Consider the following 19,842-nt stretch of genomic DNA (forward strand, 5'->3'; position numbering starts at 1 on the left):
CACCGTACGGCCCCTTCGCGTTCCCCTAGACTCACCGCCATGTCAGGCAGTGACCCGCTCTGTACGTCCCGCCGCTTCGGCCGCGGGGCCGCCCTGACCTTGGTGTTCGCCAGTGTGCTGGTCGCGGGCGCGGCCACCGGATCGCTCCCCGGCGACGACACCGGCGACACCGCCGACACCGCGCGCGCGACGGCGCCCGTCACCCCGCCCGAGGCGGTGAGCCGGGCCGCCGAGGAGGCGCTGGCCGACGGCACGTCCCCGCTGGAGGCCGCCGAACGGGCCGTCAGCCGCAGCGGCGACCGCTGGGCCGCGGTCTACTCCCCCGAGGAGTACGAGGAGTTCTCCGAGTCCCTCGACGGCCGCTACACCGGCGTCGGCCTGGAGGCGCGCCGTGAGCGCGACGGCCGGATCGAGGTCACGGAGGTCCGCGAGGGCTCGCCCGCCGCGCGCGCCGGCGTCCGCGCCGGGGACCGCCTGCGCAGCGTCGACGGACACGTCGTCGACGGCCGGCCCGTCACCGACGTCGTCTCCTTACTCCGCGGCGACGCCACGGACGCCGGGGCCGGGAGCACCGTCCGCCTCGGCCTGGAACGCGGCACGCGCGCGTGGACCGAGACCCTGCGCCGGGCCCGCCTCACCGCCGACTCCGTCTCCGTGCGCTCCCTCGCCGACGGGGTCACCGTCATCCGCGTCGACGCCTTCACCAAGGGCGTCGGCGACGCCGTCCGCGGCGCGGTCCGCGCCGCCCCCGCCGACGCCGGGATCGTGCTGGACCTGCGCGGCAACTCCGGCGGCCTGGTCACCGAGGCCGTCTCCACCGCCTCCGCCTTCCTCGACGGCGGCCTCGTCGCCACGTACGACGTCGGGGGCGAGCAGCGCGCCCTGCACGCCGACCCCGGCGGCGACACCGAACGCCCGCTCGTCGCGCTCGTCGACGGCTCCACCATGAGCGCCGCCGAACTGCTCACCGGCGCCCTCCAGGACCGGGGCCGCGCGGTCGTCGTGGGCGCCCGCACCTTCGGCAAGGGCTCCGTCCAGATGCCGAGCCGGCTGCCCGGCGGCCCGGTCGCCGAACTCACCGTCGGCCACTACCGCACCCCCTCCGGCCGCAGCGTCGACGGCACCGGACTCACCCCCGACCTGGAGGCCGACGTCACGGCCGACGCGGGCGCCCTGGACCGCGCCGAGACCGTGCTGAGCGGGCTCGGGGACACCACGGCCACGGAGAACGGGGACAGGAACGGGGACAGTGCCGAGGCCGCCGGGGACGCCCGGAACGGCGACGCCTCCGAGGGCGCGTCCGAGGGTTCCGGGGACGCGGGGACCGGCGGGGACGCCCGCTGAGCGGCCGGGGCGGGGGCCCGCGCGCCCGCCTCCGTAATCGCCTTTCCCTTCCGGCCCCCTCAGGTGCGAAAATGGCCGGACTATGAGCAAGGGAATGTACGTACCCAAGGAGTCCCAGCCGAAGCAGGGCAAGCCGGCGGCGGACAAGACCAAGGGCCAGCGCAAGATCATCGCGCAGAACAAGAAGGCCCGGCACGACTACGCGATCATCGACGTCTACGAGGCCGGGCTCGTCCTGACCGGCACCGAGGTCAAGTCGCTGCGCCAGGGCCGCTCCTCGCTGGCCGACGGCTTCGTGCAGATCGACCGGGGCGAGGCGTGGCTGCACAACGCCCACATCCCGGAGTACAGCCAGGGCAGCTGGACCAACCACTCCGCGCGCCGCAAGCGCAAGCTGCTGCTGCACCGCGAGGAGATCGACAAGCTGGCCGTGAAGTCGGAGGAGACGGGCCACACCATCGTGCCCCTCGCCCTGTACTTCAAGGACGGCCGCGCCAAGGCCGAGATCGCGCTCGCGCGCGGCAAGAAGGAGTACGACAAGCGGCAGACCCTGCGCGAGCAGCAGGACCGCCGGGAGTCCGACCGGGCGGTCGCCGCGGCGAAGCGGCGCCAGCGCGGCGCGTAGCGGTACGGAAGGCGGCGGCGCGGGAACTCGTTGGCATCGGCCCGCCGTGTTCCCGTAGGATGGCGGAGCACGACAGCACCCCTCGCAGGGTGCGCGGTTTGAAAAATCAACATGGGGATGATCGGTTTCGACAGCGGATGTCGAGGCAGGGGAAGCGTGTCGAGAAAGCGGCCATGATCTCGTAAACCACAGGCCGAAAAAAATAATCGCCACTGTTAAGAGCGATTCTCCCAAGGCGACGCAGTTCGCCCTCGCTGCCTGATTCAGGTAAACGAGGCGACTGCCCCTTACTAGGGGAGTGTCAGCCCGGGGCTGTTCCCGACCCGGATCCTGGCATCAGCTAGGGGACTAAACCTTGATCCCGGTCACGGGGTGAAGAGGGAAACCAAACAGTGACTGGGCCCGTCGGCGACTTGTTCGCGTGATCGCCGGGGCCGAGAAAATCACAGCGAACTGCACACGGAGAAGCCCTGGTTCCGCACCGTTGGACGCGGGTTCGATTCCCGCCATCTCCACCACCCCATGTGAACAGCGAGCCCCACCCCTTCCGAGGGGTGGGGCTCGCTGCGTTCCGGGCCCGGTCCGTCCTTCCGCGCCCGGTCCCTCGTTCCGGGCACGGTCCGCCAGGGGGTGTCCGCGTTCAGTCCGCCCCCGACAGGGCCGCCGCGTCCCGCCCGCCGGTCCGCGCCGCCGCCCCCGCCGCGCGTGCCGTGGCCGCCGCCGAGACCAGCAGCGCCGTCGCCGCGGCGGCCGGGGGCACCAGATACCCGGCCGTGGGGGAGACGTGCTCGGCGATCCAGCCCGCGGACGCGCTGCCCACGGCGATCCCGCCGAGCAGCCCCGTCACCGCCAGCGTCATCCCCTCGTTGAGACGCCCCACCGGGGTGCGCTCCTGCACCAGCGCCATCGTCGTGACCATGGTCGGGGCCGTCGCCATCCCCGCCACCAGCAGCGCGCCCGCCAGCAGCGGCAGCGAGCCGACCGCGCCCGCCGCGAGCAGCGGCAACATCAGCAGCACGGTCATCGCGGCGACCGTACGGGGATGGCGGCGCGCGGCCGGGCCCGACGGCCGCACCGCCCCGTAGACCAGACCGGCCGCGCAGGAACCGGCGGCCTGGAGCGCGAGCACCAGCCCCGCCGCCGAGGCGTGCCCGCGCGCGTCGGCGAACGCGATCGTCGTCACCTCCATCGCCCCGAACACCGCGCCCAGCGCCAGACAGCAGAACAGCAACGGCGGCACCCCGGGCGCGCGCAGCGGGGACGCGGCGGCCGTGCGCGGGTGCGGCGGCGGCTCGGTCGAACGCTGCGCCGTGAAGATCAGCACCCCGCTCACCAGCAGGAACGTCGCGACGAGGGTGCCCGCCTCCGGGAAGAGCGTGCCGCACAGGAAAGCCGCGAGGACCGGCCCGACCATGAAGCACAGCTCGTCCACGGCCTGCTCGAAGGAGTTCGCCGTGTGCAGCCGCTCCGGGTCGCCCTTCAGCAGATGGTTCCAGCGGGCCCGTGACATCCCGCCGGTGTTCGGCGTCGTGGCGGTGGCGGCGTACGCGGCGAACAGGGTCCAGTCCGGGGCGCCCGTCCGCACGCACAGCACCAGCGCCAGGGACCCGAGGGCCGCGCACAGCGTGGCGGGGACCGCGATCCGGGCCTGCCCGTACCGGTCGACGAGCCGCGCGATCCACGGCGCCGTCAGCGCCATCGCCGCGAGGCCGGTCGCGGTGACGGCACCGGCGAGGGCGTACGAGCCGCGCGTTCCGGCGATCATCACGACCGCGCTGACGCCGAACATGCCCGCCGGCAGACGGGCCAGGAGGTTCCCCGCGGTGAAGGCGCGGGCGCCGGGGACGGTCAGGAGACGGCGGTAGGGGTTCTGGCCAGGCATGCGGCCACCGTCGCCCGCGACCGCCCCCGCGGTCCAACACCTGTTCGAGGTGGATTCACGCACCTGTGTTGTAAGTTCGCCGGATGCCCGCCCCGCACCCCGATCCGCGCCTCCTGCGCGCCTTCCTCGCCGTCGCCGAGGACCTTCACTTCACCCGCGCCGCCGCCCGCCTGCACGTCGCCCAGCAGGCCCTCAGTCGCGACGTGCGGCGCCTCGAACGGGAGCTGCGCGCCGAGCTGTTCGTGCGCACCACCCGGCAGGTGACGCTCACCGCCGACGGCGAACGGCTGGTGCCGTACGCCCGCCGCGTCCTCGGCGCCCTCGACGACCTCGCCTCCGCCTTCGGCCCGGCCCGCCCGCTGCTGGTCGACCTCAACTCGCCGGGCCTCGCCACCGGCCGCCGCGTCCTGCACCGGGCCCGTGAACGCGCCCCCGAACTGGAGCTGATGGCCCGCTACGAGAGCGGGCTCGCCGGGGCGGCCGTGGAGATCGTCGCCGGACGGCTGGACGCCTCCTTCGGCCGGTACGCGGGCCTCGCACCCGCGCTGCGCGGGCAGTTGGACCACCAGCTCGTGCGCTGGGAGCCGATGGCGGTCCTGCTGCGCGCGAGCCACCCGCTGGCCGCGCTGGAGCGGGTGCCGCTGGCCGCCCTCGCGGGCGAACGGGTCTACGCGGGCGCCGGGAACCCGCGCACCCCCGAGTGGACCGACCTCGCCCGGCAGCTCTTCGAGGGGCGCGGCATCGAGATCGCGCCACCCGTGCCGCTCGCCGTCGGGGAGGAGGAGTTCCAGCGGCTCATGGCCAAGGACCCCTGGCCGATCCTCGCGGTAGTAGGTTTTCCGGCCATGCCGGGCACGGTGCTGCGCCCGCTCGTCGATCCGGTGCCGCTCTCGCCCGTCTCCCTCGTCTGGCGAAAGGGGCTGGTCCATCCCGCCCTCGACGCACTGCGCCGGGCGGCGGTCGAACTCGGGTTCGCCGAGTCCTGGCTCGACCGCCCCGTCAAGGGATGGATTTCAGCCATCGACATGGGCATGACTTCTGTCCACAAATACGACATCACCCACATGGGCGGCGGCCCTGCGCTAGATTCGTCGGCCTGAGCACGCTGGGCCGGCGCGGGTGCGCCGACCGGGTGGGGGCCCGGATTCACCGGCATGTGCTCACGATCCCGGACCTACCTGGAATCCGGCTCCTTGGTGTCCCGTGGGGGGAAACACGCACGTGAAGAATTGGCGCGAAGATGCCCAACCGGAGGGGTCCCCGTGGCCCGCGGCGGCGTCTCCGACCGGGGACGTCCCGGTCGTGGAGGGAACCACCGGGGCGTTCGCCGGTGCCGTCGGCGGCTTCGGCGCGGCGGGAGCCGCCCCTGGCGGCGGCCACGGCGGCGGCCACGGAGAGGGCGCCGGGGTGTCCTTCCCGGAGCTGCCGTCCGGCGGGAGCCGACGCGACTTAACGGGAGATTCCCCGCGTAACACCACCCCGGCGCGCTCGAACGCCCTTTCCGAAAACGAACGGTTGAGCGGCGGTCCGACGGGGGGTTCCGGGGCCGCTCTGCGCGACCCCTGGGGCGAGACCGGCCAGGCCGATGCCGACCTCGGCCTCCCGCACGGTGGCCTGGAACTCCCCCTCGGCGGAGGGACGGGCGGCCTGGGCGGGACGGGCGCGACCGGCGGCGCGAGCGGTGACGCGAGCGGCGGGAAGGACGCGACCGGCGGGAGGGCCGGGCCGGGCGCGAGGGCCGCGAAGGGTGGCCGGAGCAGCCGGGCCGGGCGGGGCGGGAAGCGGGCGAAGGGCGCCGCGGGCAGCTCCGGGAGCCCTGGAAGCCCTGGGGGCGTGGGGGGTGCGGCCGGGGACGGTCACGATCCCGACGAGGTGACCGTCCAGCTCGACACCCCGCACCCGAGGAGCCGCGCGCACGGCCGGTCCGGCGCCGAGGCCTCCGACGTCCCCGTCTTCGTGGACGAGTCCGGCCGCCGCAGCCGTACCTTCCGCCGGATCGGCATCGCCGTCGGCCTCGCGTGCGGGGCCTACGCCGTCGTCATCGTCGCCACCCTCCTGTCGGGCAACGCGGGTGCACCCTGGCTGCCGGTGCCGGGGCAGAAGGACGAGGAGCCCGCCGGGCAGGTGGAGACCTCGCCCGAGCCCAGCTCCCGCGCCACCGGCACGCCCCCCGGATTCGCGGCGCCCGGCGTGCCCGGCGTCACCGCCTCCGGGCCGGTGCCCCCGCGCCCCGGTGAGACCGCCGCGCCCAGCGCGTCGGGCAGCGGCGCCCCCGCCGCCGTACGGCCGAGCGCCACGTCCGGTGTCGTCGGGCCGCTGCCGAGCCGGTCCGGCGGGGCGCCCAGCCCGGCCGCCAGCAGCGAGCCGCCGCCCCCGGCGCAGAGCAGCCCGCCCGCCTCGCCGCCGTCCTCGCCCGAACCGCAGCCTTCCGTCACCGAGGAGCCCTCGCCGCCCGCGTCCTCGCCGTCCCCCGCGGGCGGTACCGGCACCACCGTCGCCGACGGCCCGCCCGCCCCGGTCGTCACGGCGGGCGGCCCCGCGGCGGGCCCGGACGACACCGGGCCCGGTACGGCGGCGGCGTCGGGGGCGGACCCCGGCGCGTCCGGCGGGGCCGGGGGGAGCGGCGCGTCCGGCGGGGCCGGTTCCGCCGGGCCGTCCGCCTCCGGTTCGGGCTCCGGTACGGGTTCCGCTTCCGGTTCCGACGCCGCTTCCGGTTCCGGTTCCGCTACGTCGTCCGGCCCGGCCGGTACGTCCGCCGCCGCATCCGCCCGTACGGCCGCCTGACGCGCGCGGAGCCACCGCACCCCGCCCGCCCCAGCCGCGCCCCCTTCACGTCACTCCACCTCACCCGCCCTGGGGCGATCCGCCGGGGCCGGTCCCGCCCCTCCCCGGCGTACGCCCACGGCGCGTACGCCCCTGTCCGCGTGCGCCCGTACGCCCGTACCCCGGTGTGTCCGCGTGCCCGTTCCCCGTCCCCGAGGTCCCCGAAAGAACGTCCCCATGGCACCACGTACCAGCAGGCGCGCGACCCGGCGGTCCGCCGGGCGCGCCGTCACCGCCCCGACCCACGGGTCCGCCGCGCCGCCCGCGGGCGACGCCGAGGCGGCCGTCCCGGCCCAGGGCGGCCGCCGGGCCGCCCGGCGCCCCCCGCGCGGCCGCCGGATATCCGGCTCCGGCCGGGCCGCCCCGCCCGGCGGCGGCGAGTCGCACGCCGGAGCGCGGCGGCGGCTGCGCCCCAGCCTCCGGCTGCGCCACCTGCTGCCCCTGGTCGGCCTCGCCGCGCTGATGGCGATGCTGCTGCTGCGCGGCTACGTGCACAGCGAGGTCCTCGCCGACTACCGGGTCCGCACCGAGGCCCCCGCCGACCGGGTGCCCGAGAAGATCCTCGACGGCGGCCCCGTCGTCGACACCCGCGGCGGGCAGGTCACCAGCATGGACGTGCCGGACGGCCGGATCGTCCTCACCTTCGACGACGGCCCCGACCCGCGCTGGACGCCCCGGGTCCTCGACGTCCTCAAGAAGTACGACGCGCACGCGGTGTTCTTCATCACCGGCACCATGGCCAGCCGCTACCCGGACCTGGTCGAGCGGATGGTGCGCGAGGGCCACGAGATCGGCCTGCACACCTTCAACCACCCCGACCTCTCCTACCAGTCGAAGAAGCGCATCGACTGGGAACTCACCCAGAACCAGCTCGCCCTCACCGGCGCCGCGGGCATCCGCACCTCCCTCTTCCGCCCGCCCTACTCCTCCACCGCGTCCGCCCTCGACAACAACACCTGGCCGGTGACCCGTTACATCGGCAGCCGCGGCTACCTCACCGTGCTGACCGGCGTCGACAGCGAGGACTGGCGCAGGCCGGGCGCGGCGCAGATCGTCCGCAACGCCACGCCCGCGGGCGGCAAGGGCGCCATCGTCCTCATGCACGACTCCGGCGGCGACCGCAGCCAGACCCTCCGCGCCCTCGACACGTACCTGCCCCAACTCAAGGCGAAGGGCTACGCGTTCGAGAACCTCACCCAGGCCCTGGACGCGCCCAGCGCGCACACCGCGGTCACCGGACCCGACCTGTGGAAGGGCAAGGCGTGGACCGCGCTGGTCACCGCCGCCGACGAACTCACCGGCGTCCTCGTGGTCGGCCTCGCCGTCATCGGCGTCCTCGTCTTCGCCCGCTTCGGCCTGATGCTGCTGCTCTCCGCGATCCACACCCGCCGCACCCGGCGCCGCGGCTTCCGCTGGGGCCCCGACGCCCCGGTCACCGAACCGGTGTCCGTGCTGGTCCCCGCCTACAACGAGGCCAAGTGCATCGAGAACACGGTCCGTTCACTGGTGCGCAGCGACCATCCGGTCGAGGTCCTCGTCATCGACGACGGCTCGGCGGACGGCACCGCCCGCATCGTCGAGGACCTCGACCTGCCCGGCGTACGCGTCGTACGGCAGCTCAACGCGGGCAAGCCCGCCGCCCTCAACCGGGGCATCGCCAACGCCCGGCACGACCTCATCGTCATGATGGACGGCGACACCGTCTTCGAGCCGTCCACCGTCCGCGAACTCGTCCAGCCCTTCGCCGACCCGCAGGTCGGCGCCGTCGCGGGCAACGCCAAGGTCGGCAACAAGGACACCCTCATCGGCGCCTGGCAGCACATCGAGTACGTGATGGGCTTCAACCTCGACCGCCGCATGTACGACGTGCTGCGCTGCATGCCGACCATCCCCGGCGCGGTCGGCGCCTTCCGCCGCACCGCCCTCGACCGGGTCGGCGGCATGAGCGACGACACCCTCGCCGAGGACACCGACATCACCATGGCGATGCACCGCGACGGCTGGAAGGTGGTGTACGCGGAGAAGGCCCGCGCCTGGACCGAAGCCCCGGAATCCGTGCAGCAGTTGTGGTCCCAGCGCTACCGCTGGTGCTACGGCACGATGCAGGCGATCTGGAAGCACCGCCGCGCGCTCGTCGAACGGGGCCCCTCGGGCCGCTTCGGCCGCGTCGGCCTGCCCCTGGTCTCCCTCTTCATGGTCGTGGCCCCCCTGCTGGCCCCGCTCATCGACCTCTTCCTCGTCTACGGGCTGCTGTTCGGCCCGACCGGCAAGACCATCGCCGCCTGGTTCGGCGTCCTCGCCGTCCAAGCCGCCTGCGCGGCCTACGCGTTCGCCCTCGACCGCGAACGCCTCACCCCGCTGATCTCCCTCCCCCTCCAGCAACTCCTCTACCGGCAGCTGATGTACATCGTCCTGCTCCAGTCCTGGATCACCGCCCTCACCGGCGGCCGCCTGCGCTGGCAGAAACTCCGCAGGAAGGGCCAGGTCGCGGCACCGCCCGGCGAGATCCGTACGCCCGTGGACGGGGGAGTGACGTCATGAGCGGCATCAGCCCCGACACGACACGGCCGGACCCGCGACGGGTCGCGCAAGGGGATGCGCAACGAGACGGCCAACGGGACGGGCAACGGGACACGGCGGCACTGCCGTTGGCGGAGGTGCCGGGTGTGCCGGGCGTGCCGGACACCCCCGTCCCCGATGGCGGACGCGCTGGCGGTAGCGGCCGGGACCGCTACTTCGACCTCCTCCGCGCGATCGCCCTCTTCCGCGTCGTCCTCTACCACCTGATGGGCTGGGCCTGGCTGCCCGTCGTCTTCCCGTCCATGGGCGTGATGTTCGCCCTGGCCGGGAACCTCATGGCCCGCTCCCTCGCACGCCGCCCCGCGACCGACGTGGTCCGCGGCAGGCTGCGCCGCCTGCTGCCGCCGCTGTGGCTGCTCGGCGCGGTGGGCGTGACCGGCATGCTGCTCGGCGGCTGGGGCCCCGACGCCGAGGGCCACCCCGGCTGGTGGTGGCTCCATCTCGGCTTCTGGGTCCTCCCGTTGAGCGATCCGCCGTACGGCGAGGGCCTGCCCGGAGTGGCCGGCCTGATCGGGCCGGACTGGTCGGCCGCGATCGGCGTACCCCTCTGGTACCTGCGCGCCTACCTCTGGTTCGTCCTCCTCTCCCCGTTGCTGCTGCGCACCCTGCGCAGGGCGCCCTGGCCGACGGTCCTCGCACCGGTCGCGCTGTCGGCGGCGCTGGAGTTCGGGTGGCTGACCGTGCCGGGGTGGCGGCTGGAGTCGGCGCTGAGCGACTTCGGCGCGTTCGGCGCGTGCTGGCTGCTGGGCATGGCCCACCAGGAAGGCGTCCTGCGGCGGTTGCCGCGCTATGTCGTACCGTCGCTCGCGCCGGTCGTCGCCGCCGTCGGCCTCTGGTACGCCCTGGGGCAGGACCTGCGCGAGGGGCACGACCTGGACGACATGCCGTTCGCGCAGTCCCTGTGGTCCTTCGCGGCCGTGCTGCTGCTGCTGCACCTCAGCCCCGCCTGGCGGGAGTGGCCACCGGGGCTGCGCCGCTGGGACCGGCTGATCACCCTGCTCAACTCCCGTGCCGTGACGGTGTATCTCTGGCACAACGTGTGCATCGTCGTGACCGAGTCCCTGTGGGACCACCTGTGGGACATCGGCGTCCTGGAGACCGACGCGCCCGGCCTGCTGACCAGCCCGTGGCCCCAACTCCCCGTCGTCTGGCTGCTGACGGCGGTCTGCGTCCTCTGCTTCGGCTGGATGGAGGACCTCGCCGCGGGCCGCCGCCCCCGCCTCTGGCCGGACGGCCGCACGTCCACCACACACCGCCCCTGACCGGGGCTCTCCCCCGTACGGCGGTACGGGGGCCCCTCGCTCCCCGCCCCAACAGAACCCCCGCACAAACGGATTACGCCCCTCCCGGCGCCGTACCCCCCGATCACCACCCCAACCCGGGCGATCCGCCCTGGCCCCGCCCCCCACCCCCCGGCTAACGTGTCGGAGCCTCCGCAGCCCCCCACGCCCCCAGGAGCCCCCGTGACCCGCCACCCCCGCCTCCGCCTCACGGCCCCCACCACAGCAGCGGCCGCCGCCCTGCTCCTGGCGGGATGCGGGGGCGGAGACGAGGGGACCGGGGGGTCGGGGAAGGACGACAGGATCGCGGGGGCGGAGACGGGGGTGTCGGCGTCGGCATCGGCGTCGCCTTCACCGGACCGGGACTCAGGGCGTCCAGAGATCACGTTCCCCTCGGACGCGAAGAACGTCTTCGAGGACGCCAAGACCGGCGACCCGGTCAAGGACGCCGTCCTGGCGGACAACGCGCGGAGCGTCAACGCCATCGACGAGGCGGTCTTCGCCGGGAACACGGACACCGAGGCGCTCGGCTTCTACAACACCGGCAAGGCACTCAGCGCGTCGATCACCTTCGCGCGTGGCTACATCGACGACAACGTCACCTGGGTCGGCGTCACACGGTACTTCGATCGCAAGGTGACCCTCTCGGGGGACGACGGCGCCTACGTCAGATACTGCTCCGACGAGGCCAAGTCCTACATCAAGGACCGGAAGACGGGGAAGGTCGACAGATCGCCGGGGACGGACAGCGCCTACGTCCTCTACAGCGCCAAGCTGGTCAAGAACGCTCAGGGCGTGTGGCAGACGACCGACATCGTGTCCAACCGGGGGGACAAGGAATGCGAACAGTAGCCGGACGGTCGGCGGGAGCCGCTGTTCTGGCACTCGCCGTGCTTTCTCTCCTCAGCGCGCCGCCGGCCTACGCGGATCGCGGCGGACGAGGCCCTGTCGGCCAGACGGACCAGAAGGCCGATGCGAAGGGCGACACCGTGTCGGTGTCGGTCGGAGGCGTCGTCTTCGACCGCTCCAAGAACGGTCGTGGAGACTCGGCGGGGGCGCTGACCGCTGCCGCGGACTGGTCGCCGCCCGCCTGCTGGTACGCCCCCAAGTACACGCCGGAACAACTGCAGAAGACGCTGGAGCCGATCTGGGCCGCCGGGTCGACGGGCCCGGAGTGGGACCTGGAGCAGCGTCGGCGTTACGTCGAGGGAGAGCCGTACAAGGACTTCAACAAGGACAAGTCCGGCAAGGGTTACTTCTGGGAGTCCTACGTCGACCGGAGTTTCCGCCCCGGCTGGGACAGTTGCGACGAGCCCGTCTTCTGGGTGGACCAGGGTGATCCCCCACCCGCCGACATCGCGAACGCCATCTCGCCCGAGATTCTCGCCGCACTCGCCTACGCGGAGATCCGCGTGCCCGGAACCGACGTGACGCTGGCCCCCGCGGACACCACGAAGGTCAATCTCCCCACCTGGGTGTGGCTCGACCGAGCGCGGTTCACACCGGTCTCGGTCACCGCCTCCGTGCCGCTGCTCGGCCTTCAGGCCACCGCCACGGCCGAGCCGGTCGCCCTCAGAATCGATCCGGGCACCGCGGACGCCGTCACCTACCCGTCCTCCGGGGTGTGCGAGATCGTCGACGGCGCCATCGGCGAGCCGTTCACGAGGGGGCGAGCCGACGAGACACCACCGTGCGGCGTCGAGTACCTGCGTTCCTCGGGCGACGGCTCCTATCCGTTGAGGGCCACGATCACCTGGAAGATCACCTGGACGGGTACCGGCGGAGCGGGTGGAGACCTTCCCGACGGCACGTTCGGGACGACGCAGACCGTCGTCGTCCAGGAGATCCAGTCCGTCAACCGCTGACGGCGCGGAGACCGGACCCGAGTACGGACATGGGTGGGCGGGATTGAACGGCGAAGTCGAAGCAGGCGATCTGTCGGCCGGGGAGGCGTCGACCTTCGGGCTGCTCACGCCCGGTGATTGGTACCGCGTCCCGCTCCAGCCGGACGAGGCGCGGCAGGCGGCCGTACGAGCCCTGGTCAAACGGCAGTTCGCCGGGGTGGACGACCAGCCGGTTCTGCGGCGCAAGGCGGAGGCGGAGCTTCTCGGCGTCGCCGAGGCTGGCCGCGAACAGGGCGGCGTCGTGCTCTATCTGTCGTTTCTGGAGGCGGCGGGGATTCCGCTGTCGGCCTCGCTGCTCGTCTCGCGGCTGCGGGAGAGGTTCGACAGCCTCGACGCCGTCGCCTCACTCGCGGGCTCCGGTGAGGTCGGGCTCGTGGAACTGCCCGCGGCCGGACGGGCGGCCAGGCGGCGGCGCCAGGTGCGGACCAGACAGACGCGGCGACTGGGGAGCGAGTTCGACGACACCGTCGTCGAGTTCTTCGTCCCGATTCCCGGCCGCGACGAGGTGCTGACGCTGACGTTCAGCACGCCGCTCGAACCTCTCGCCGATGCCATGGTCGAACTCTTCGACGCGGTGGCGGGCACACTGCGCTGGCGGCGACCCGCCGGTGCCGAGGAGGACAGGACCGCATGACCGGGCATCTGAAGGTCTCGCCGGGCGACCTCACGACCGCAGGCACCGGTCTGCGCACGGTGGCGACGGAGCTGGAGGGCCTCGACAAGCTCATGGACCGCTACGACCGCCGCACCGTCGGCCACGAGTTGCTCCACGAACGCCTCCAGGACTTCTCCGACGGGTGGGACGACAACCGGGCCAAGATGATCGACGAGATCAAAGGGCTCGGAAAGTTCGCCAAGGAGGCGGGCAAGGCCTACACCGAGGTCGACACCCTGCTCTACGACGCTCTGGTCGGAAAGGGAAAGAAGCGGTGAGCCGACCCGCTGCCCGCCGGTGGGACGCGTTGGGGGAGGCCGACGACCCGGTCCCTGGCGACGTCTACGAACTCAAGGCACTCGCACGCCGGTTCAGGGCCACCGCGAAGACCATCACCGACACGGCGGACGCGCTGCGTCGGCTCGGGAACCAGGAGAGCTGGGACTCGGACGCGGGACGGGCCTTCGCCGACAAGGCGAACGACACGGCGAAGTCCGTCAGCAGAGCGCACAAGCGCTACGCCGAGGGGGCCGCGGCGCTCAAGGAGTACTGCACCGACCTGGAGACGATCCAGGACGAGGCGGACGGCCTCCTCACACAGGCGGAGACCCGGCAGGCCGACCTGGCCGAGGCCCGGACCGCCGCCGACGATCCGCCCGGCGACACGGACGGCGCCGCGCGGAAAAAGCTCGACGACAAGGTCGCCGACCTCCGGGACGGCCTGGACGGGCTGCGCGAGAAGCTCGTCTCGCTGAAGACCCGGCACAAGGAGGCGGGGGACAAGGCGGCCAGGAGGATCCACGACACGACCGAGGGCGACGGCCTCGACGACTCCTGGCTGGACGATCTCCGCGACACCTTGAAGATCGTCAGCGAGATCGCGGGAACGGTGGCCGCTGTCTGCGGCCTGCTGGCCCTGCTCCTCGGCTGGATACCGGTCATCGGCCAGGCCCTGGCCGGTGTGCTGGGCACGGTCGCCCTGGTCATGACGGTGGTCTCCCTGGTCTGCCACGTCCTCCTGGCCGTCAACGGCGACGGCTCCTGGAGCGACGTGGCCATGGATGTGCTCGGGCTCGCCACATTCGGCGTCGGCCGGGTGTTCTCCACCGGTGCGAAGCTGGCCGCCACGGTCGGACGCAGCCGGGTCTGGACGGCCGCCACCCAGTACGTCCGTGCCTGGAACCCCGGCATGGGCACGGCCGCCCGGCGGGCGCTCGTGCAGACCATGGTCGGGTCCCGCGCGGGCGCCACCCCCGCGGCCGCCCTGCCGGACGTGACCGTGGCCGCCGCCTTCCGCGGCCTGCCCGGAGCCTTCGGGGACGACGTCCGCGTGATCGGAAGCCACTGGAGAGACCTCTTCAACGTCACCGACCACTACACCGCGGCACGGCAGGCGTACGTCACCGCGGGGCCGCGGGGTCTGGCCAGCATGTACGCCGGACCGGGCATGGTCGACGAGTTGGCCCGGATCAAGAACATCGACCCCGCCGATCTCGCGTTCATCGGTACGCCGGACGCCTTCAAGCAGGCGGTCGCGTACAACTCCGTGAGCCTCGCGGGTACGGGCGTGGGCGCGGGCTCCGACATGAACAGCTTCCTCGGGGTGTTCGGCGGCGATCCCGAGATCGACGTGACCGGTCCGGACGCCTCACTGGCGGGACGGTGAGCGGCGTATGACCTCTCCCGTCCCGCGTGCCTGGCGGGAGTGCCGGGTGACGTTGCCGCAGCTGCACACCTGGCTGGTGCTGGATCTGGAGTCGCGCGAGCCCGAGTCCTGGACGCGGGAAGCGGCGTCGGGGCATGTGGCCCCCGCTGTGCCGGAGACCGTGCGGGAGGCCTTCGCCCTGGACCTGCTGTGGTACTGGCGTGCGGCGGTCGGTCAGGGTGCCCTGTGCGCCGCCGTGTTGGCGCCTCCGGACAGTGCGGTGATCGCGTTCTTCACGGTGCGGCAGCTGACGGGCCCCGCAGAGCGGCTGAGCGTGGACGCGTTTCGCGCGGAGGCGCTCCACGCCCGGCAGGCCCGCTTCGGTGACCAGGAACTCTCCGAGGTACGAGTGCCGCTGGGGCCCGCGTTGCGCGTTCACCGCAAGGAACCCACGGCGCCTGACGCCGCGCACGGCCTGGTGGTCGAGGGGGTCGCCCACTACGTGGTGGCGCGGGAGCACGCGATGGCGCTGGAGTGCCGTCTGCTCTGGTCGGCCCTGGGATTCGGCGAGGTGCTGACCGAGATCGCCGACGAACTGGCTGGCTCAGTCCGGCTCGTCTGACCCCGAGGCAGTGCCGGGGCCGCGCAGGCCGAGTCGCCTGCCCAGCGCGGTCCCCTCCCACGGTGCCACCGCCAGGGGGGTCCAGCTGAACCCCACGGCGAAGACCGCGACGGTCGTCGTGAGCTGTTGCGGCAGCAGCCAGCCCAGTTGGGTCACGGCGAGCGCCACGAGCACCAGCCAGACGTCCGCGGCGAGCAGTCCGAGAGCCCTGAATCCCGCCCGCGGCCACGGGGTGCGCGGCCGGTCTGTAGTTCCCCGCGCCGACGCCAGCACGAGCAGGGGCAGGGCCAGCCCGGTCAGCCCGCCCGCTCCGACACCGCCGACCACCAGGGCGCCCCGCCCGTCGTCCGGGGCCAGGGAGGACAGGGGGGCCAGGTCGGCGAGCCCGAGGAGGAGCGCCGCACCGGCGTAGGCGCCGAGGACCGTGGTGGTGGCGACGACGAGGAAGCCCGAGCCGAGCAGCAGCTTTCCTGCGGTACTCCGTGGAGATCGTCGCGCCTCGTGCCTCTCGGATGGCGAACCCGCGGCCATGGACTCTCCCGATGCTGTGTGCGGACCGGTCGAGAATAGCGAGCCACCTGCCGGGGCGGGCGGCTCAGCCCCTCCCTCCCCGGGCCCTCCACCCCACCCCCGCCGTAACACCCCCGACACCCCCACGAACCGCCCCCGTCACGCCCCGTTGGCAGGCTCGCTCGGCACTTGCAGGGGTGCTTGTCACTGATGGTGCGGGGTGCCGGGGACGGGACGGGAGTGATGTACGAGCAGCAGCAGCGGGGCGGTGGTGGGGTGTTGGCCGGGTTCACCGTGGGGGTGACCGCCGCGCGGCGGGTCGAGGTGCAGGTGGAGTTGTTGCGGGGGCGGGGGGCCGCCGTGTTGCGGGCGCCCTCGGTGCGGATCGTGCCGCTCGCCGATGACGGTGAACTGCTGGCCGTGACCCAGCAGTTGGTGAGCAGTACGCCGGATGTCGTGGTGGCGACCACCGCGACCGGGTTCCGGGGCTGGCTTGTCGCCGCCGACGAGCGGGGGATCGGTACGCGGCTGCGCGCCCGGCTGCGGGCCGCGCGGATCGTCGCGCGCGGGCCGCGGGTGGCGGGCGCGGTCCGTGCCGCGGGGCTGACGGTGTCCGCGGAGGCGGGGGCCTCCTGGGACGGACTGGTGGAGCGGCTGGTCGCGGACGGTGTCGACGGGCGCCGGGTCGCGGTGCAGGTGCACGGTGAGCCGCCGCCGGGTCTCGTGGCGGCGCTGCGGGAGGCGGGCGCGGACGTCGTGGCCGTGCCCGTGCACCGCTGGACGCCCCCGGCCGACGTCAGCCCCCTCGACCGGCTGCTGGACGCCGTCCTCGCGCACGGCGTCGACGCCGTCACCTTCACCAGCGCTCCCGCCGCCGCCTCCCTGCTGGCCCGCGCCGAGGAACGGGGCCTGCTGCCGGGGCTGTTGGCGGCGTTCCGCCAGGACGTGCTGGCCGCGTGCGTCGGGCCGGTCACCGCGCGGCCGTTGCGGGCGCGGGGCGTGGACCCGGCCGTCCCGGAGCGCTACCGGCTCGGCCCGCTGACGGAGCTGCTGTGCCGTGAACTGCCGCGACGGGCCCGGACGTTGCCGGTCGCGGGGCGCCAGGTGGAGATCCGGGGGCACGCCGTGCTCGTCGACGGGCTGCCGCGGCCCGTGCCCCCGGCCGGGATGGCCCTGCTGCGGGCCCTGTCCCGGCGGCCCGGCTGGGTGGTGAACCGCGCCGAGCTGCTGCGGGCGCTGCCGGGCACGGGCCGGGACGAGCACGCCGTGGAGACCGCGATGGCCCGGCTGCGGTCCGCCCTCGGGGCGCCGGACGTGATCCAGACGGTGGTCAAGCGGGGCTACCGGCTCGCCCTGGACCCGGCCGCCCTCGCCGCCGGGCCGCGCGCGGGGGCTTCCCCCGCCCCGCCGCACCCTGCACTGTGAAGGGGACGCTTCCTCGCGGAAGCCCGGCCTCAGCCTCCCCCCAGGCGGTGACAGGAACATGGCAATGAGTACGGGCCTCACCCCGGCCCCCCGTCCGGACGCCACCCCCGCCCCCGACCCCGGCGGCGCCCCCGGCCCCCTCCGCTTCGACACCGGGCGCCTCAGCCTGGACCTCCTCGCCACCGCGCATCCCCGTGAACGCCTCGACGCCGTACCGCCGTTGTGTGCCTGGATCACCGGCTCCGGGCTGGTCCCGCCGGGCACCGCGCTCACCCACGCCGACCCGGCCTGGCCGTACGCCTTCCGGGAACTGCGCGGCAGCGTCGGCCGGTTGGTGCGCGGCTGGCTGGCGCGGGAGCCGTGGCCGTACGGGCCGGCGCTCGCGCACCTCAACTCCGTGGCCCGGACCGCGCCCCCGGCCCCGCGCGCGGTGTGCGGCGCGGACGGGCTGCTCGCGGGGGAGCTGGACGCGCCCCCGGAGTGCGCGGCGCTGCTCGCGGCCGTCGCCCGCGACGCGGTGGACCTGCTCACCGACCCCGCCGCGCGCGAGGCCCTGCGCCAGTGCGCGGGCGAGAACTGCCCCCTCGTGTACGTCGACACCTCGCGCGGGCGCCGCAGGCGCTGGTGCTCCAGCGAGGTCTGCGGCAACCGCGAACGGGTCGCCCGCCACCGCCGCCGCGCCGCCCTCGCCCGCACCTGACGACCCACCCGAGGGCAGACCCAAGAACACACCCGAGGCGGACGACTTCCGCACCCGGCAGCACCGCCGTCCGGCGACACCCGTACCCGGCAGCACCCGCGTCCGAGGGCCCCCGCACCGCCCCCCACCCAACTACCCCGCCCGATATGCCGTGTTCGCACGCCCGCCCCCGAAGTGATTTGCGTTACACGTCGTTTACCTCGCCCCGTCACCGGGCAGCGCGCCGCCCCGCCCCGCCTGTGGGGGAAATGTAAAGAAAGAGGGGCGGGAATGTGCCTCCATGTCCCCCTCGTCACGACACCCGCGAGAAATCTGTCACTCCGGTTTGAACACCCGCCAGGTCGGCTGCGTACCGGTGGGGGAGCGACCGACTCGGGGGAACCCCCGGACACCGGAGGTGGGCGTGCGCAAGGATGCGGCCGTGGCCAATGAACGTGGATCGAGGGCCCGACATCGCATGTCCCAGCCCTCGGAGCCCGATGAGGATCTGATGCGTGCTCTGTACAGGGAGCATGCCGGACCCCTGCTCGCGTACGTCCTGCGCCTCGTCGCCGGAGACCGGCAGCGGGCCGAGGACGTCGTGCAGGAGACACTCATCCGGGCCTGGAAGAACGCCGGCCAGCTCAATCGAGCGACCGGATCGGTACGCCCCTGGCTGGTGACGGTCGCTCGCCGCATCGTCATCGACGGCCACCGCAGCCGGCAGGCCCGGCCGCAGGAGGTCGACCCGTCGCCGCTGGAGGTCATTCCCGCGGAGGACGAGATCGACAAGGCGCTGTGGCTGATGACGCTGTCCGACGCGCTCGACGACCTGACCCCGGCCCACCGCGAGGTCCTCGTCGAGACGTACTTCAAGGGGCGTACCGTCAACGAGGCGGCCGAGACCCTGGGGATACCCAGCGGCACCGTGCGCTCCCGGGTGTTCTACGCCCTGCGGTCGATGAAGCTGGCGCTGGAGGAGCGGGGGGTGACGGCGTGATGAGCGTTTACGGGGGATTCGGAGCGGGTGGTTCGGGTATGTCTGGCCCCATGCAGGGAGCTGTGCAGGGATCTCCGAGCCCGAGCGAACACGAGACCGTCGGCGCCTACGCCCTCGGCATCCTGGACGACGCCGAGGCGACCGCGTTCGAGGCCCACCTCGCGGGCTGCGAGTGGTGCGCCCAGCAGCTCGACGAGCTGGCGGGGATGGAACCCATGCTGGCCGCCCTCGCGGACCTGCCGGGTGCCGGGACGCCCGCCATCGGCGAGTCGCTGTCCGCGCGGCCGGGCCCGCGCCTGGTGGAGAAGCTGGTCGACGAGGTCGCCGACCGCCGCGCGGCCAAGCGCCGCCGCAGCTTCTACATGGTCGCGGCCGGTGTCGCCCTGATCATCGGCGGGCCCTTCGCGGCCGTCGCGGCCAACGGCGGCGACGACGGCGGCAGCGCCCGTACGACCGTGGAGGCGGGCGCCAGCCCGGCCAAGTCGGCGTTCGACACGCTGGCCGCGAAGGTCACCGCGACCGACCCGACCACCAAGGTCAGCGGCACCGTCGCCTTCCAGGAGAAGGCCTACGGCACCGAGGCCGTCGTCAAGCTGAACAACGTCTCCGGACCCAACAAGTGCTCCCTGATCGCCGTCGGCAAGAACGGCGAGCGGGAGACGGTCAGCTCCTGGACCGTCCCGGAGTGGGGCTACGGCCTCCCCGGCGCCAAGACCGAGCAGGCGAAGAACCCGCTGTACGTGCAGGGCGCCGCCGCCCTCAAGCCCGGCGAGATCGACCGCTTCGAGGTCATGACGTTCGACGGCACGAAGCTCGTGGAGATCGACGCGTAGCGCCCCGGCGGGCGTGTCCCGCCTCCGGTCGCAGG

At 73.7% G+C, this 19,842-nt stretch carries 18 protein-coding genes and 1 other RNA gene; 17 read left to right on the forward strand and 2 right to left on the reverse strand.

Annotated elements, in window-relative coordinates; translation table 11 throughout:
- Nucleotides 1–39 precede the first annotated feature (39 nt).
- The 3 genes from ACIQPQ_RS35660 to ssrA all read left to right on the forward strand — a co-directional run bounded on the left by ACIQPQ_RS35660 (nucleotide 40) and on the right by ssrA (nucleotide 2,487).
- A complete protein-coding gene (locus ACIQPQ_RS35660; RefSeq protein ID WP_401312616.1) occupies nucleotides 40–1,344 on the forward strand; it encodes a S41 family peptidase in 1,305 nt (434 codons plus the stop codon).
- A 94-nt stretch (nucleotides 1,345–1,438) separates the two neighbouring features.
- The gene (gene smpB / locus ACIQPQ_RS35665) at nucleotides 1,439–1,969 is read left to right on the forward strand and encodes an SsrA-binding protein SmpB (protein WP_383780655.1); all 531 of its coding nucleotides are present in this window, start codon (nucleotides 1,439–1,441) and stop codon (nucleotides 1,967–1,969) included.
- 113 nt (nucleotides 1,970–2,082) lie between these two features.
- Nucleotides 2,083–2,487, forward strand: a transfer-messenger RNA (tmRNA) gene (ssrA, locus tag ACIQPQ_RS35670).
- A gap of 122 nt (nucleotides 2,488–2,609) precedes the next feature.
- On the opposite strand, the gene ACIQPQ_RS35675 is transcribed toward ssrA, so the two are convergent.
- Entirely contained in the window at nucleotides 2,610–3,851 is a 1,242-nt protein-coding gene (locus tag ACIQPQ_RS35675; protein ID WP_401312619.1) for an MFS transporter, read from the reverse strand.
- An 83-nt stretch (nucleotides 3,852–3,934) separates the two neighbouring features.
- On the opposite strand from ACIQPQ_RS35675, the gene ACIQPQ_RS35680 reads away from it, so the two are divergent.
- The 10 genes from ACIQPQ_RS35680 to ACIQPQ_RS35725 all read left to right on the forward strand — a co-directional run bounded on the left by ACIQPQ_RS35680 (nucleotide 3,935) and on the right by ACIQPQ_RS35725 (nucleotide 15,360).
- Nucleotides 3,935–4,951: a LysR family transcriptional regulator gene (locus ACIQPQ_RS35680; RefSeq protein ID WP_401312622.1), complete on the forward strand. Its 1,017-nt coding sequence runs from the start codon at nucleotides 3,935–3,937 to the stop codon at nucleotides 4,949–4,951.
- A 772-nt stretch (nucleotides 4,952–5,723) separates the two neighbouring features.
- Nucleotides 5,724–6,635, forward strand: a complete 912-nt coding sequence (locus ACIQPQ_RS35685; RefSeq protein ID WP_401312624.1) for a translation initiation factor IF-2 — start codon at nucleotides 5,724–5,726, stop codon at nucleotides 6,633–6,635.
- A gap of 501 nt (nucleotides 6,636–7,136) precedes the next feature.
- Nucleotides 7,137–9,215 (forward strand): bifunctional polysaccharide deacetylase/glycosyltransferase family 2 protein, encoded by a 2,079-nt coding sequence (locus tag ACIQPQ_RS35690; protein WP_401312726.1) that lies wholly within the window; start codon nucleotides 7,137–7,139, stop codon nucleotides 9,213–9,215.
- A 134-nt stretch (nucleotides 9,216–9,349) separates the two neighbouring features.
- Nucleotides 9,350–10,516 carry an acyltransferase family protein gene (locus ACIQPQ_RS35695; protein ID WP_401312627.1) on the forward strand — a complete coding sequence of 389 codons (1,167 nt, stop codon included), beginning with the start codon at nucleotides 9,350–9,352 and terminating at the stop codon, nucleotides 10,514–10,516.
- 201 nt (nucleotides 10,517–10,717) lie between these two features.
- Entirely contained in the window at nucleotides 10,718–11,386 is a 669-nt protein-coding gene (locus ACIQPQ_RS35700; RefSeq protein ID WP_401312629.1) for a hypothetical protein, read from the forward strand.
- Nucleotides 11,374–12,399: a hypothetical protein gene (locus tag ACIQPQ_RS35705; protein WP_401312631.1), complete on the forward strand. Its 1,026-nt coding sequence runs from the start codon at nucleotides 11,374–11,376 to the stop codon at nucleotides 12,397–12,399. Before ACIQPQ_RS35700 ends, ACIQPQ_RS35705 begins: the two co-directional genes overlap by 13 nt.
- A gap of 43 nt (nucleotides 12,400–12,442) precedes the next feature.
- A complete protein-coding gene (locus ACIQPQ_RS35710; protein WP_401312634.1) occupies nucleotides 12,443–13,072 on the forward strand; it encodes a hypothetical protein in 630 nt (209 codons plus the stop codon).
- Nucleotides 13,069–13,371, forward strand: coding sequence for a hypothetical protein (locus tag ACIQPQ_RS35715; protein WP_401312637.1), 303 nt, complete (start codon nucleotides 13,069–13,071; stop codon nucleotides 13,369–13,371). Before ACIQPQ_RS35710 ends, ACIQPQ_RS35715 begins: the two co-directional genes overlap by 4 nt.
- Nucleotides 13,368–14,759, forward strand: a complete 1,392-nt coding sequence (locus ACIQPQ_RS35720) for a hypothetical protein (protein ID WP_401312639.1) — start codon at nucleotides 13,368–13,370, stop codon at nucleotides 14,757–14,759. Before ACIQPQ_RS35715 ends, ACIQPQ_RS35720 begins: the two co-directional genes overlap by 4 nt.
- Before the next feature lie 7 nt (nucleotides 14,760–14,766).
- Entirely contained in the window at nucleotides 14,767–15,360 is a 594-nt protein-coding gene (locus ACIQPQ_RS35725) for a hypothetical protein (protein WP_401312642.1), read from the forward strand.
- On the opposite strand, the gene ACIQPQ_RS35730 is transcribed toward ACIQPQ_RS35725, so the two are convergent.
- Entirely contained in the window at nucleotides 15,343–15,891 is a 549-nt protein-coding gene (locus ACIQPQ_RS35730) for a hypothetical protein (RefSeq protein WP_401312644.1), read from the reverse strand. The genes ACIQPQ_RS35725 and ACIQPQ_RS35730 overlap by 18 nt on opposite strands.
- 222 nt (nucleotides 15,892–16,113) lie before the next feature.
- Here ACIQPQ_RS35730 and ACIQPQ_RS35735 point away from each other — a divergent pair, with 222 nt between their 5' ends.
- From ACIQPQ_RS35735 to ACIQPQ_RS35750, 4 genes are all read left to right on the forward strand, one after another.
- Nucleotides 16,114–17,295: a uroporphyrinogen-III synthase gene (locus tag ACIQPQ_RS35735; protein ID WP_401312647.1), complete on the forward strand. Its 1,182-nt coding sequence runs from the start codon at nucleotides 16,114–16,116 to the stop codon at nucleotides 17,293–17,295.
- A 64-nt stretch (nucleotides 17,296–17,359) separates the two neighbouring features.
- Nucleotides 17,360–17,995, forward strand: a complete 636-nt coding sequence (locus ACIQPQ_RS35740) for a CGNR zinc finger domain-containing protein (protein ID WP_401312649.1) — start codon at nucleotides 17,360–17,362, stop codon at nucleotides 17,993–17,995.
- 457 nt (nucleotides 17,996–18,452) lie between these two features.
- Nucleotides 18,453–18,974 carry a sigma-70 family RNA polymerase sigma factor gene (locus tag ACIQPQ_RS35745; RefSeq protein WP_044471680.1) on the forward strand — a complete coding sequence of 174 codons (522 nt, stop codon included), beginning with the start codon at nucleotides 18,453–18,455 and terminating at the stop codon, nucleotides 18,972–18,974.
- Between the two features lie 50 nt (nucleotides 18,975–19,024).
- On the forward strand, nucleotides 19,025–19,807 hold the full coding sequence (locus ACIQPQ_RS35750) for an anti-sigma factor family protein (protein ID WP_401312652.1): 783 nt from the start codon (nucleotides 19,025–19,027) through the stop codon (nucleotides 19,805–19,807).
- Nucleotides 19,808–19,842 lie beyond the last annotated feature (35 nt).

Source organism: Streptomyces sp. NPDC091281 (assembly GCF_044757425.1).
Lineage (GTDB): Bacteria > Actinomycetota > Actinomycetes > Streptomycetales > Streptomycetaceae > Streptomyces.

Coding starts and splice junctions, on each gene's coding strand:
- ACIQPQ_RS35660 (WP_401312616.1), top strand. CDS start 40: ATGTCAGGCAGTGACCCGCTCTGTACGTCCCGCCGCTTCGGCCGCGGG.
- smpB (WP_383780655.1), top strand. CDS start 1,439: ATGTACGTACCCAAGGAGTCCCAGCCGAAGCAGGGCAAGCCGGCGGCG.
- ACIQPQ_RS35675 (WP_401312619.1), bottom strand. CDS start 3,851: ATGCCTGGCCAGAACCCCTACCGCCGTCTCCTGACCGTCCCCGGCGCC.
- ACIQPQ_RS35680 (WP_401312622.1), top strand. CDS start 3,935: ATGCCCGCCCCGCACCCCGATCCGCGCCTCCTGCGCGCCTTCCTCGCC.
- ACIQPQ_RS35690 (WP_401312726.1), top strand. CDS start 7,137: ATGGCGATGCTGCTGCTGCGCGGCTACGTGCACAGCGAGGTCCTCGCC.
- ACIQPQ_RS35705 (WP_401312631.1), top strand. CDS start 11,374: ATGCGAACAGTAGCCGGACGGTCGGCGGGAGCCGCTGTTCTGGCACTC.
- ACIQPQ_RS35715 (WP_401312637.1), top strand. CDS start 13,069: ATGACCGGGCATCTGAAGGTCTCGCCGGGCGACCTCACGACCGCAGGC.
- ACIQPQ_RS35725 (WP_401312642.1), top strand. CDS start 14,767: ATGACCTCTCCCGTCCCGCGTGCCTGGCGGGAGTGCCGGGTGACGTTG.
- ACIQPQ_RS35730 (WP_401312644.1), bottom strand. CDS start 15,891: ATGGCCGCGGGTTCGCCATCCGAGAGGCACGAGGCGCGACGATCTCCA.
- ACIQPQ_RS35735 (WP_401312647.1), top strand. CDS start 16,114: ATGTACGAGCAGCAGCAGCGGGGCGGTGGTGGGGTGTTGGCCGGGTTC.
- ACIQPQ_RS35740 (WP_401312649.1), top strand. CDS start 17,360: ATGAGTACGGGCCTCACCCCGGCCCCCCGTCCGGACGCCACCCCCGCC.
- ACIQPQ_RS35745 (WP_044471680.1), top strand. CDS start 18,453: ATGTCCCAGCCCTCGGAGCCCGATGAGGATCTGATGCGTGCTCTGTAC.
- ACIQPQ_RS35750 (WP_401312652.1), top strand. CDS start 19,025: ATGCAGGGAGCTGTGCAGGGATCTCCGAGCCCGAGCGAACACGAGACC.